The organism is Bacillus sp. EE-W1, assembly GCF_009760835.1.
Lineage (GTDB): Bacteria > Bacillota > Bacilli > Bacillales > Bacillaceae_G > Bacillus_A > Bacillus_A wiedmannii.
In genome coordinates, this window is the sequence record NZ_WIPE01000056.1 from 286,898 (window position 1) to 300,499 (window position 13,602).

Annotated in this window: 14 protein-coding genes; 11 read left to right on the top strand and 3 right to left on the bottom strand. The window is 34.4% G+C overall.

The window, feature by feature from the left end; all coding sequences use genetic code 11:
• Window positions 1-30: 30 nt before the first annotated feature.
• The 9 genes from GFJ36_RS09075 (at window position 31) to bcbE (ending at window position 9,739) form a co-directional block, all read left to right on the top strand.
• On the top strand, window positions 31-552 hold the full coding sequence (locus tag GFJ36_RS09075) for a GNAT family N-acetyltransferase (RefSeq protein WP_097889408.1): 522 nt from the start codon (window positions 31-33) through the stop codon (window positions 550-552).
• A gap of 297 nt (window positions 553-849) precedes the next feature.
• Window positions 850-2,658: a petrobactin biosynthesis protein AsbA gene (gene asbA, locus GFJ36_RS09080; RefSeq protein ID WP_087982863.1), complete on the top strand. Its 1,809-nt coding sequence runs from the start codon at window positions 850-852 to the stop codon at window positions 2,656-2,658.
• A 58-nt stretch (window positions 2,659-2,716) separates the two neighbouring features.
• Window positions 2,717-4,555, top strand: a complete 1,839-nt coding sequence (locus tag GFJ36_RS09085; RefSeq protein ID WP_137035786.1) for an IucA/IucC family protein — start codon at window positions 2,717-2,719, stop codon at window positions 4,553-4,555.
• Window positions 4,542-5,780 (top strand): 3,4-dihydroxybenzoic acid-AMP ligase AsbC, encoded by a 1,239-nt coding sequence (gene asbC, locus GFJ36_RS09090; RefSeq protein WP_087982861.1) that lies wholly within the window; start codon window positions 4,542-4,544, stop codon window positions 5,778-5,780. Before GFJ36_RS09085 ends, asbC begins: the two co-directional genes overlap by 14 nt.
• The gene (asbD, locus tag GFJ36_RS09095; protein ID WP_073518665.1) at window positions 5,777-6,031 is read left to right on the top strand and encodes a petrobactin biosynthesis protein AsbD; all 255 of its coding nucleotides are present in this window, start codon (window positions 5,777-5,779) and stop codon (window positions 6,029-6,031) included. The genes asbC and asbD overlap by 4 nt, the downstream gene beginning before the upstream one ends.
• Before the next feature lie 44 nt (window positions 6,032-6,075).
• Complete coding sequence (gene asbE, locus GFJ36_RS09100; RefSeq protein ID WP_097889409.1) at window positions 6,076-7,071, top strand: petrobactin biosynthesis protein AsbE; 996 nt, start codon at window positions 6,076-6,078, stop codon at window positions 7,069-7,071.
• A 25-nt stretch (window positions 7,072-7,096) separates the two neighbouring features.
• Window positions 7,097-7,939 carry a petrobactin biosynthesis 3-dehydroshikimate dehydratase AsbF gene (gene asbF, locus GFJ36_RS09105; protein ID WP_087982857.1) on the top strand — a complete coding sequence of 281 codons (843 nt, stop codon included), beginning with the start codon at window positions 7,097-7,099 and terminating at the stop codon, window positions 7,937-7,939.
• Window positions 7,940-8,065: 126 nt separating this feature from the next.
• Complete coding sequence (locus GFJ36_RS09110; protein ID WP_000113545.1) at window positions 8,066-8,272, top strand: alpha/beta-type small acid-soluble spore protein; 207 nt, start codon at window positions 8,066-8,068, stop codon at window positions 8,270-8,272.
• Window positions 8,273-8,509: 237 nt separating this feature from the next.
• The gene (gene bcbE, locus GFJ36_RS09115) at window positions 8,510-9,739 is read left to right on the top strand and encodes a bacillibactin exporter BcbE (RefSeq protein ID WP_097889410.1); all 1,230 of its coding nucleotides are present in this window, start codon (window positions 8,510-8,512) and stop codon (window positions 9,737-9,739) included.
• A gap of 53 nt (window positions 9,740-9,792) precedes the next feature.
• Here bcbE and GFJ36_RS09120 read toward each other — a convergent pair whose 3' ends face one another.
• A complete protein-coding gene (locus tag GFJ36_RS09120; protein WP_097889411.1) occupies window positions 9,793-10,407 on the bottom strand; it encodes a LysE/ArgO family amino acid transporter in 615 nt (204 codons plus the stop codon).
• A 118-nt stretch (window positions 10,408-10,525) separates the two neighbouring features.
• Here GFJ36_RS09120 and GFJ36_RS09125 point away from each other — a divergent pair, with 118 nt between their 5' ends.
• Both GFJ36_RS09125 and GFJ36_RS09130 read left to right on the top strand, forming a co-directional pair.
• Window positions 10,526-11,968: an aminotransferase-like domain-containing protein gene (locus tag GFJ36_RS09125; RefSeq protein ID WP_087982851.1), complete on the top strand. Its 1,443-nt coding sequence runs from the start codon at window positions 10,526-10,528 to the stop codon at window positions 11,966-11,968.
• 12 nt (window positions 11,969-11,980) lie between these two features.
• Complete coding sequence (locus GFJ36_RS09130) at window positions 11,981-12,148, top strand: DUF3933 family protein (protein WP_087982849.1); 168 nt, start codon at window positions 11,981-11,983, stop codon at window positions 12,146-12,148.
• A gap of 109 nt (window positions 12,149-12,257) precedes the next feature.
• On the opposite strand, the gene GFJ36_RS09135 is transcribed toward GFJ36_RS09130, so the two are convergent.
• Both GFJ36_RS09135 and GFJ36_RS09140 read right to left on the bottom strand, forming a co-directional pair.
• Window positions 12,258-13,223: a patatin-like phospholipase family protein gene (locus GFJ36_RS09135; RefSeq protein WP_087982847.1), complete on the bottom strand. Its 966-nt coding sequence runs from the start codon at window positions 13,221-13,223 to the stop codon at window positions 12,258-12,260.
• 87 nt (window positions 13,224-13,310) lie between these two features.
• Entirely contained in the window at window positions 13,311-13,457 is a 147-nt protein-coding gene (locus GFJ36_RS09140) for a YjcZ family sporulation protein (RefSeq protein ID WP_000540425.1), read from the bottom strand.
• Window positions 13,458-13,602 lie beyond the last annotated feature (145 nt).

Here is a 13,602-nt window from a genome sequence, read left to right on the forward strand (position 1 = left end):
TATAATGATGAATAACAAGGGGGAGAAATGATGGAAATACATATTAGAAGAGCGATAAAAGATGATATACGAGGTATAGCCAAGGTGCATGTTGATAGCTGGAAAACAACATATAAAGGGATATTTGCTGACGAATTTTTAGAAAATATAACATATGAGCAACGAGAAAAACAATGGAAAAATATTTTTCAACAAGAAGATACATACCAATATAGATTTGTAGCAGAGACGTCAGATGAAACAATAATCGGATTCATTGACAGGGGAGTGGAAAGAAGTGGTACATATAATTGTGATGGGGAATTATATGCAATCTACCTTTTACAAGAGTATCAAGGAATGAAAATAGGACAAAAGTTATTTCAAGCTTTATTATCGGAATGTATAAACAATGATATGCAATCACTTTTAGTATGGGTTGTTACGAATAACCCTTCTAAAAATTTTTATGAAAAATTTAATCCAGAAAAAATTGATACGAAATTTTTAGAGGGAGTACAGGTAGAAGAGACAGCCTATTGTTGGAGGGATATAAATAATATTATTATGTAAACTGTATGTTTGAAAGAGGTATACGAATTAATGTATACCTCTTTTGTTTAACTATTTTGAAGGGGATTACTAATGAAATAAATAAGTATGTAGTTTGAAAGTGAGAATTTTTCTTGTGTATTTTTAATTAGATTAAAGAAAGGCTGAAAAAAAGAAATATTTATTCGGATTTAAAAATTCTGAAATAAACTATTGAATTGATAATGATAATCAATTAAAATTTTAATTGATAACGATATTCAATTATCGATTGTAATATGAAATTCCGATAGTGTTCATATAAAGAGGAGGACAAGTATGCAGCGTGCGAAACAAATCGCGGAACATGCAACAATACAAAGTTTTTTAAATTGTTATTTAAGAGAAACAGGAAGTGGAGAATGGATTACAGCGGATAAAAGGATAGAGGATACTTTCTACAATTCATTTCAAAGAGATACTGGCTCTACTTATTTATGCTGTCGGTTATCGGCACAAAACATTACTTTGTATGGAGAAGTTATATATAAATCAGCAACAGATCGCCATTTGTTTGGAGAACAATTTTATTATCAAATGGGAGAAAATAAGAATGTTATAAAAGCAGATTACGTTACTGTTATTACATTCTTAATAAAAGAGATGTCTATCAACTACGGAGAAGGGACGAATCCTGCTGAACTTATGCTTCGAGTTATTTGTAGTTGTCAAAATATTGAAGAATTTACAAAGGAGAGAATAGAAGATACATCTGCATTATACGGTTTCCATACATCCTTTATAGAAGCGGAGCAATCTTTATTATTTGGACATTTAACGCATCCAACCCCAAAGAGTAGACAAGGTATTTTGGAATGGAAAAGCGCAATGTATTCTCCAGAATTAAAAGGAGAATGTCAGCTTCATTATTTTAGGGCACATAAAAATATAGTAAATGAAAAATCATTATTGTTAGATTCTACAACAGTAATTCTAAAAGAAGAGTTACGTAATGATGAGATGGTTTGTAAAGAATTTATATCGAAGTATTGTAATGAAGATGAATATTCATTACTTCCAATTCATCCGCTTCAGGCAGAATGGCTATTACACCAATCATACGTACAGGATTGGATAGATCAAGGAGTACTTGAATATATCGGTCCTGTCGGTAAGTATTATATGGCAACATCATCACTTAGGACGTTATATCATCCCCAATCAAAATATATGCTTAAGTTTTCATTCCCAGTAAAAGTAACAAATTCAATGCGTATTAATAAATTGAAGGAACTAGAGAGTGGTCTTGAAGGAAAGGAAATGCTAAATGCAGCAATTGGTGAAGTGTTAGATAAGTTTCCAGGTTTTGATTTTATTTGTGATCCAGCATTTATTACATTAAATTACGGGGCAAAAGAATCTGGATTTGAAGTAATTATACGAGAGAACCCTTTTTATGGTGAACATGCAAATGACGCTACTTTAATTGCTGGATTAGTTCAAGATGCTATACCTGGGGAACGTACTCGTTTATCGAATATTATTCATCGACTAGCAGATGTAGAAAGTAGAAGCTGTGAAGAAGTAAGTTTAGATTGGTTTAGACGATATATGAATATTTCTTTAAAGCCGATGGTATGGATGTACTTACGTTATGGTGTTGCATTAGAAGCGCATCAGCAAAATAGTGTTGTTCAGCTAAAGGATGGTTATCCGGTCAAATATTATTTCCGTGATAATCAAGGGTTTTATTTCTGTAATTCAATGAAAGAGATGCTTAATAATGAGTTGGCTGGCATTGGAGAACGTACTGGAAATCTATATGACGATTATATTGTAGATGAGAGATTTCGTTACTACTTAATTTTCAATCATATGTTTGGTCTCATTAACGGTTTTGGCACAGCAGGATTAATTAAGGAGGAAATTCTTCTCTCTGAATTAAGATCTGTACTTGAATCGTTCCTTCCGTATAACCGTGAACCTTCTACCTTTTTAAGAGAATTGTTAGAAGAGGATAAGTTGGCATGTAAAGCAAATTTATTAACGAGATTTTTCGATGTCGATGAGTTAAGTAATCCTTTAGAACAAGCAATTTACGTACAGGTACAGAATCCGCTCGTTAGAGAAGTGGCTGTCCGTTCATAAATAACGTTAAAATTTCACGTAATACAAATAATGGTATTTTCCATAAGGTGGAGGAGTTATGAGAGTGGACATGTATCATACGAGAATATTGAAAGCGCTTGAATCAAAAGATTACATTTCAGTACGAAGAAGAGTGTTACGTCAATTAGTAGAGTCGTTAATTTATGAGGGGATTATTACGCCAATTCGCATAGAAAACGAAGAACAAATTCTTTTTCTTATACAAGGACTTGATGAGGACAACAAAAGTGTCACGTATGAATGTTACGGGAGAGAACGAATGACATTTGGACGTATCTCTATAGATTCATTAGTAATAAGAGTTCAAGAGGAAAAACAAGAAATACAATCAGTTTCGCAATTTTTGGAAGAAGTTTTTCGAATTGTTAACGTAGAACAAACGAAATTAGATTCTTTTATTCATGAATTAGAACAAACGATATTTAAAGACACGATTGCAAAATATGAAAGACATAATAAGGTGAAATATACCCAAAAATCGTACGATGAATTTGAAAGCCATTTAATAGACGGTCATCCATATCATCCTAGCTATAAAGCACGCATTGGGTTTCAATATCGTGACAATTTTCAATATGGATATGAATTTATGAGACCTATAAAAATTATATGGATTGCAGCTCATAAGAAGTATGCGACTGTAGGTTATGAAAATGAAATGATCTATGACAATATTTTAAAGGGTGAGATAGGCGCGCATACATTAGAAACGTATATGGAACGAATTCACAGTGCGGGATGTAATCCAAAACAGTACGTGTTTATACCTGTTCATCCTTGGCAGTGGGAGAATTTCATCATTCCAAATTACGCTGATCATATACAGGATAAAAATATAATTTATTTAGGACAATCAGCGGATGATTATTGCGCGCAACAATCGATGAGGACGTTAAGAAATGTTACGAATCCAAAGAGACCATATGTAAAGTTATCGCTGAACATACTTAACACTTCAACACTCCGTACGCTGAAACCATATTCAGTTGTGAGTGCACCAGCTATATCGAATTGGTTAAGTGATGTCGTAAGTCAGGATTCTTATTTAAGGGATGAATCGCGCATTATTTTGTTAAAGGAATTTTCGAGTGTAACGTATGATACGAATAAGAAAGCCACATATGGTTCATTAGGGTGCATTTGGCGTGAAAGCGTTCATAAATATTTAGATGAGCAAGAGGATGCGGTTCCCTTTAACGGCTTATATGCAAAGGAGAAAGACGGGACACCAGTTATTGATGCATGGTTAAACAAATACGGGATAGAAAATTGGCTACGATTACTGATTCAAAAAGCGATCATACCAGTTATACATCTTGTTGTAGAGTATGGAATCGCATTAGAATCACATGGACAAAATATGATTTTAGTTCATAAAGAAGGGCTACCTGTCCGTATTGCATTAAAGGATTTCCATGAAGGACTTGAGTTTTATCGTCCATTCTTAAAAGAAATGAATAAATGTCCAGACTTTACTAAAATGCATAAAACGTATGCGAATGGGAAAATGAATGATTTCTTTGAAATGGATCGTATTGAATGTTTACAAGAGATGGTATTAGATGCACTGTTCTTATTTAATGTAGGAGAATTAGCTTTCGTACTTGCAGACGAATATGATTGGAAAGAAGAAATTTTTTGGATGATAGTTGTCGAAGAAATTGAAAATCATTTTAGAAAATATCCACACTTGAAAGATAGATTTGAAAGTATTCAGCTATACACTCCTACATTCTATGCTGAGCAATTAACGAAGCGACGATTATATATGGATGTGGACTCGCTTGTTCATGAAGTTCCAAATCCATTGTATAGAGCAAGACAACTTATCAAACAAAAATCAGTTGTTACAGGGGGAAATTATGCTAATCGTTAATAAACAAGAGTATAGCAAAAGTGATTTTGATTTGAGATTACAAGTTTATGAGGAAATGGAACAATTTCAAAAAGCAGCAGGAAATAGATTCGCGCTTTGTCTGAAAGATCCATTCGATATTATTACGCTTGTGTTTTTCTTAAAAGAAAAGAAATCATCAGTATTGCTTATACATGAAGATACGCCAAAAGAAACGGCTATTGAAATGGCAAAGCGTGCAAATTGTATCGGGATATTATATGGAGAATATCCCGATTTTACGAAATTAGAAGTAGTGAACGTTTTACTAGAAGAGCCTTCTTTATTGCAATATAGTTCTGGAACAACAGGAGAACCAAAACTGATTCGTAGAGCATGGGCGGAAGTGGATACAGAAATTACTGCTTATAATGAAGCTTTAAACTGTGAAGTAGATGAAGTGCCGATCGTTATGGCTCCTGTTTCACATTCATACGGACTAATATGTGGTACGTTATCTGCAATTACGCGAGGAAGTAAACCAATCATCATTACGAATAAAAACCCTAAATTCACCTTAAATATAGTTCGCCATACAGAAAAACATATCATATATGCAGTACCACTTATGCTACATATTATGGGGAGTTTCCCGCAAGGAACGTTTCAGTTTCATAAAATTATGACATCAGGAGCGCCTTTGCCAGAAGCATTGTTTTATAAACTAAAAGAAACGACAACATATATGATGCAACAATACGGATGTTCTGAAGCAGGTTGTATTAGTATATGTCATGATATGAAAAGCCATTTAGATTTAGGAAATCCATTACCTCATGCGAGTATAAGCATAGGTTCAGATGAAAATATGCCTGAAGAAATCGTAGTGAAAATGAATGATAAGGAAATTTTCACGAAAGATTTGGGCTATAAATCTGAGCGCGGCCTTCATTTTATGGGGCGCATGGATGATGTGATTAACGTTTCAGGATTAAAAGTCTTTCCTATAGAGGTAGAAGAAACGATGCTTCGATTAGAAGGCGTTCAAGAGGCAATTGTATATCGAGGGAAACATCCTGTGATGGGCGAAATAGTTAAAGCAAAAGTAATCTCTCATATTGAACCAGTTCGAATAAGAGAATGGTGTATACAGCATTTACCAGCTTATAAAGTTCCACATGAGATTGAAAGTGTAACTGAAATTCCGAAAAATAAAACTGGAAAAGTAAGTAGAAAGTTACTAGAGATGGGAGAGGTTACAACGTGAGACGTGAAACATTAAAAAATGAAGTTTTGAAAATTATGACAGAAAAAATGGAACTAAAAAATGTAACGCATTTAGAAGAAACGATGCGTTTAAACCAAGATTTATATATAGATTCGGTAATGATGTTACAACTTATAGTTTACATAGAAATGGATGTAAAGCTATGCATTCCAGAAGATGAGGTAGACCCAAAAGCTTTTCTTACTGTAGGATCTTTGCTTGATTTTATGGAGGAGTTACAGCCGGTATAAGAAGTGAATGTAAATAACTAACCTTTAGGAAAGTGGATGAGAATATGACTTCAATTAAAGTTCACTGTTTAGTGAGTTGTTTTTGTGAAATTATAAAAAGGCGTAGCGATATTGATTTTCGTCCCTTTTATTTTGGACTATGGGACGGCGATTTTGATATAACGGAAGGTGGTATTATATCGTATCACTCCGAAAATATTAACCATGATAATTATTTATTATGGTATGAAAAGTTGTATGGCGTAAAAGTGAACGAATGGTATGATCATGCAAAAGATAAGGATAACAATGTAGAAACGTTTTTACAATTAGTAGAAAACAAGCCGGAGAATCGCTATGTCATTGTAATGGTAGATATGTCTCTATTGCCAGAGAGGGAAAATAAATTCCATCAAAAACCGTTTCCGCATTATTTAATGATATCAAAGACGGAGAAAGAAGAAGAATGGTTCATGCTAGATCCTGATTTTCGCTGGGAAGGGAATATGGAAAGAGAAAAAGTGATTCACTCTGTTCAAGATAACCCATTTGGTGGAGGGTATTTCATTGATGTAGAAGAAATTCAGGAGCCAACAGAAGAAATGGTAGCAAGTTATTTCATAGAAACCTTCAAAAAAAATGACAATGAACTGACTATGGAGCTGAAAAATTTAATTATAAAAATGGCAAATGATGAAGAAGGGTATTCGCTTTCTGACCTTATAGCGGCAGTAAAACAAATACCAGTACTTGCAATTCGAAAATATAGTTATGAACATGCCTTTGCATACTTCCGTGAAACGTTGCAATATTCGGAGCAAGAGTTTGATTATTGGTGTGATCGGGTAGAAGATATTGTACAAGGATTTACAAATGTACAGTATCGTGCAATTAAAATGGCAATGATGAATAATAAAGGTATGTTATTAGCAATTGTTGAAAAGTTGGAAGAAATGAATGCAATTGAACTGCAAATAAAGGATGAATTAGAGAGACAGTTTTTATTATGGAAAGAAATGAAAACAAACGAGTCTGTCTTAGCATTAAAAAAACCTAACTGAATTTAAGATAAGGGAGTTCGAACCTATGAAATATTCATTATGTACTATTTCCTTTCGTCATCAATTAATTTCATTTACTGATATTGTTCAATTTGCATATGACAACGGTTTTGAAGGGATTGAATTGTGGGGCACTCATGCACAAAATTTGTATATGCAAGAGTATGAAACGACAGAACGAGAATTGAATTGTTTAAAGAATAAAAACTTGGAAATTACGATGATAAGTGATTACTTAGACATATCATTATCGGCAGATTTTGAAAAAACGATAGAGAAATGTGAACAACTGGCAATATTAGCTAATTGGTTTAAAACGAACAAAATTCGTACGTTTGCTGGACAAAAAGGTAGCGAAGGTTTCTCGGAACAGGAGAGAAAAGAGTATGTGAATCGTATTCGCATGATTTGTGAAGTATTTGCTCAGCATAATATGTATGTACTTTTAGAAACACATCCAAATACGTTAACGGATACGCTGCCTTCTACTTTGGAATTATTAGGAGAAGTAGATCATCCGAATTTGAAAATAAACCTTGATTTTCTTCATATATGGGAGTCTGGTGCAGATCCAATAGACAGCTTCCATCGACTAAAGCCGTGGATACAACATTATCATTTTAAGAATATATCGTCAGCAGATTATTTGCATGTGTTTGAACCAAATAATGTATATGCAGCAGCGGGAAGTCGAATTGGTATGGTTCCATTATTTGAAGGTGTGGTAAATTATGATGAGATTATTCAGGAAGTGAGAGATACTGACCATTTTGCTTCACTCGAATGGTTTGGACATAATGCGAAAGATATATTAAAAGAAGAAATGAAAGTATTAACAAATAGAAATTTAGAAGTAGTAACTTCTTAATATAAAATGATGTAAGAGTCTCTCATTGTAGAGACTCTTTTTTTAAAAATATAAATAACCAAAAATTACCATGTATTTAAATTGAAATTTAACACAATTTATATATAAATAAGGAGGTGATTGGTAATGGCTAGAAATCGTAACTCTAATCAATTAGCATCACATGGAGCACAAGCAGCTTTAGATCAAATGAAATATGAAATTGCACAAGAATTTGGTGTACAACTTGGCGCTGACACTTCTTCACGTGCAAACGGTTCTGTAGGCGGTGAAATTACAAAACGTCTAGTAGCGATGGCAGAACAACAACTTGGTGGCGGATATACTCGCTAATTGTAGAAGGTTATAGGAGAAAGGAAGGATTCTTCCTTTCTTTTTTTTTCAATTAATTGGTATGAATATATTGCGAACCGGATTCAAAGAATAGGAATAATACTATATTTTCCCCAATTTCTTTTGTTGTAAATGGGAAGTAGTAAAGATGTAATAGCCCTGGTGGAATGAAAAATTACGTTCCAGCAGGGCTATTATATGGTCAGAAATATACGATGAAAGGGTTCCGAAGCCAACATGTTAAAAAAAGAAAACTGTTGTTTAATTGCGCTTGCATCAGTTCCACTTGTTATGACATTAGGGAATTCAATGCTCATTCCAATTCTACCGACAATCGAAAAGAAATTACATATTTCATCGTTTCAAGTATCCATGATTATTACAATTTACTCTATCGTAGCCATTCTTCTTATACCGATTGCTGGTTATTTATCAGATAGATGGGGACGAAAGATGATAATGGTTCCGAGTTTGCTGATTGCGGCTATAGGAGGAGCGATAACTGGTTGGGTATCATGGAAAGTTGATAATCCCTACACTTGGATATTGGTCGGTAGAGCGATTCAAGGTATTGGTGCTGCTGGTGCAATGCCAGTTGTTATACCATGTGTTGGTGATTTATACAAGGATGAAAAACAAGTTAGTACAGGTTTAGGAATCATTGAAACATCCAATACATTTGGAAAAGTGCTGAGCCCTATTGTAGGATCTGCTCTTGCTGCCATTGTATGGTTCTTACCATTTTGGGCAATTCCAGTTTTATGCATAGTATCAATTGTTTTATTACTTATTCTAGTAAAGGCAAATAAACAAGAAGGAGAAGTGCCACCACTTAAAGAGTTTATAAAATCGATTATCTCTACATTTCGAGAAAAGGGAAGATGGTTAATTGCCATTTTTGTATTAGGTGCAATTATTATGCTTATTTTATTCGGAATTCTCTTTTATTTGTCGACAATACTGGAATCAAAGTATGACATACATGGTATATGGAAAGGTTGTGTACTTGCTATCCCGTTACTTGTACTGTCACTTAGTTCATATATGGCGGGTAAAAAAATTGGAGATAATCAAAATGTAATGAAGAAGTGTATTTATATTGGTTTTTTAATGGCAGCTGCATCAGTCATCATTCCTTTATTTATAAAAGGGATTTATTTACTACTTCTTTGTCTCGTTATCATGGGGATAGGAATTGGTATGGCACTCCCATGTTTAGACTCCCTAATTACACAAGGAATTGAAAAGGAGCAAAGGGGAACGGTTACATCTTTTTATAGTTCCATGCGATTTATCGGTGTAGCAGCCGGCCCACCTCTATACTCTTTTTTCATGAAAGGTGCTGACCATGAAGTGTTTTATGTAACAAGTATTTTCGCTGGTATCGGTGCTGTTATAGCGATGATTTGGATTAAACCAGCAAAAGATGCAAAGAACGTAAAACAGAAACGGGAACCTACTTCATAATTTGTAAGAGAATTGCATGGTGTTTTAAGGAACATGCAATTCTCTTTCGTTCATTAAGAATACATAACTTGTTTTAACATATAAAGCGCGACACCCCAAATGATGAGACCCGAAAACTTATTTAATAATACGATTGTCTTTCCGGTTGAGTCTATTCTTTTTAGAAGTTTCCCCGCTAAAGCTAAGCTTATAAACCAAATCCACGAAACGATAATAGTTGCAAGTGTGAAAGCCCATTTTTCACTTCCTATGTATTGAATAGAATTTGTTCCGATTACACCGATTGTATCTAAAATAGCATGTGGATTTAATAACGAAACCGATGCAGCGAAAAGGATTTGCTTTTTTAATGGCATACTGTTTTCTTTTTTTATATCGTTGGAAGGGTTACTTCTCCAAATAACAAAGCCCATATATAGGAGAAAGAAAAATCCAATTATATATAACGTGTTAGTTAGCCAAGAAAAAGTAAGGAGTACAAGGGAGACACCCTGCACTGCAATCAATATGAGTAACGTATCACATATAGAGGCAGTTAATACTACAGGGGCTGCCCTCCAAATGTTTGGTTGGCTCGCACCTTGGTTAAAGACGAAAACATTTTGGACACCTAATGGAATGATAAGACCAAATGCAAGAATGATACCATGAATAATTGCTTCACTCATCATATTACCTCCTATTTTAATTCAGTATGATAGTGTATATTGTATAGAAGAAATGAAAATTTGTATCCATCCATATGGTTGGAGAGGTTACCAACCAAAAAGAATATAAGGTGATATGATGGAAAGATTAGTTTGGAAACCGAATATGTCTCTAGCGACTCCCCTGTATAAACAAATAGAAACGTATATAAAAGAAAGAATCGTTAATGGAGAATGGACTGTTGGAACGAAATTACCTTCACAAAGAGATTTGGCACATACATTCGGTGTGAACCGGAGTACAATTGTAATGGCTTTCGATGAGCTAGTGGCAAAGGGATACATTGAAGGAAATGGCAGGAAAGGAACAATTGTTGTAAATAATAATGAGAATGCTTCAACGTACGCACCCCCGCCTAATTGGCAGTCTTATGTAGAAACAGGACTTCATTACCCGAATCTGCCTGCTATTCAAGAGATTAATCAAGCTGAATTTTATCCGCATGTAATTCGTTTAGGAACAGGTGAGCTCGCGCCGAGTCTTTTACCTGAAAAAAAGATGAAAGATATTATGAATAAGCTTTTAAAGTCGAGCATGATACTTGGGTATGAAGAACCAAAAGGGAATTTCTATTTAAGGAAGAAAATTGCGGACTATTTAAAAGGACATGGTATAGATGTAACTCCTGATTCTATATTAATTGTTTCAGGAGCAATTCAAGCGTTGCAACTTATTTCTATGGGACTTCTTCCAAAAGGGGCATCTATCTTATTAGAAAAACCATCTTATTTATATTCTCTTAATGTTTTTCAATCAGCAGGAATGCGTTTAATTGGTATACCAATGGATGAGAACGGTTTACATGCATCATATATTACGAAATATAAGAAGCAATTTAATGCATCTATTTTATATACAATTCCGTCTTTTCATAATCCGACGAACTTTAGTATGAATGTGAAGAAACGAATAGAAGTGATGGAAATATGTAACGAAATTGGTTTGCCTATTATAGAAGACGCGGTGTACCAAGACTTATGGTTTGATGAGCCTGTTTCAAAGCCTTTAAAAGCATATGATAAAAACGGAATTGTACTACATATCGGGAGTATGTCTAAAGTCATTAGTCCAGGATTAAGAATTGGATGGATTGTTGGATCTGAGCCAGTCATTCAAAGATTGGCAGACATAAAAATGCAAACAGATTATGGTTCAAGTTCTATATCCCAGCAAATTGCAGCGGAATGGTTTGCAGATGGATTGTATGATGAACATTTACAGTTTGTAAGAACTAAGTTGAAAAAACGTAGAGATTTTATGTTGCAAATGTTAGAGAAATATTGTCGTGATATAGCAACATGGTATGAACCTACAGGTGGTTTTTATATTTGGTTACATATGAATGTACCCGTTTCGAACCGTAGCTTATTCGACAAAGCTTTGAAAGAAAAGATTTTATTAAATCCAGGTACTTTGTATGATAGAAGTGCAAACCAATTTTTGCGTCTATCCTATTCATACGCAACGTTAGAAGAAATTGAAATAGGTATAAAAAAGCTTGCACAACTAATGAAAAAGTAAAAGGAGAAAGTAATGAAACAATACGTAATTTGCCAAATTATTAATGGAGAAAAATATTTAGCTGCTTATGCGGAGACGAAGCAGGATGCAATTGAAAAAGCAGAATTGTTAGGGTTACGAACGGGAAATCGATATACCGTTATTACTGCGGAAGAAGCTAAAGGGTTAACGTATCCTTAAGAGACGTATAATAATTTATGCAGGGAGTAAATAAGCCTCGTAATCTATGATATTACTAGGCTTATTTTTTTTGAAAGCGTTACGTGTTCTCGTATGAAAAATAATAGTATTATGAGTCAAGTTGACGGAAATAGCGATTTGTTTTTCGGTCCTGGTTTCCGTTTCTATAGTCATCAATATATTGTCTGAAGTTCCAAGATTGTAAAAACTTATTTGCGGCGTTATAACCAGAATTGTAAAGCCACTCTTTTTCTTCCTTTGTTAACTCAAAGTTTGTACTTGTAATGGATCCTGTTGGAATTGTAATCGTTCTTGCTTTTGATTCCTTATCTAAATGACGTAAATCATGGGCTTGCATCATCGTTTTAAAAAGTCCTTTGAACATGGAGATAGGCTCGTTATAATGGGCAGGATCAGCTTGAATCTCATCTTTTACGAAATGAAATCCAAATGTTGGCCAGCGAGGAGAGGAAGGTGAGTCGAAAATCCAAATTGGGTAATTGCTTAAAATCCCTCCATCAACCATATAACAAGGTTGCTTCCATTTAGGGGTTCTCCATTTTACCGGTTCAAAGAAGAAAGGGATTGTACTACTCATTCTTACAGCTTTAGCAATAGAGAAGCGATAATTTAAAAATCCGTAGTTCGGTAAGTCATCGGGAAAGATAACCATTTTGCCATTACTTATATCAGAAGCGATAATTTTAAGCTTATTTAAATCAGGTAAATCTGTAAATAAGTGAACTCCTTTTTTGCGAAGTAATTCTTCAATCCATTCTTCTATAAAAATATTAGAGTAAATACCAAGAGTAGTCCATGCGCTTAATCCTTTTCCGATAAACGGGATTCTGTCAATAAAGGTTCTCTTCGTAAATTTATTATAATTGATATCAGTTATAATCGTTTTTAACTCTGAACAAGAATATCCTGCTGCTAGGAGCGCAGCGATAATGGAACCAGCTGATGTTCCAGCTACACGCTCCCATTCATAGCCTTTTTCAGCTAACGCGCAAATTGCTCCTACATGCGCAATTCCGCGTACACCGCCTCCTTCAAAAACACCATCAATCTTCATCAATCATACTTCCTTTCGAATAAAAGATTTGAAAATGGCAAAAAAGCACGTATTGTACGTGCTTTTTTGCAATAGTTTTTAAATTTACTAGCAGCCTACAAAGCCGCCCCAACAGCTAGCTCCGATGATGATTAGAAGGATAAATAAAACGATTAATAAAGCGAAACCTCCATAACCACATCCACCACAACTACCGCCGTAACCGTAACCGCCGCAACTATATCCGTAACCCATGTGGAATTCCTCCTTAAATTAAAAATAAAAATGAACGAGGGGAAAATGTACTGGAAGAAATAATGAACTATCGTGTTTGTAGGAACAATGTATACTATGCTTTTTTAAACTTGTTCGCGTATGGAGGAAAAGCCCGTTTTTTGGA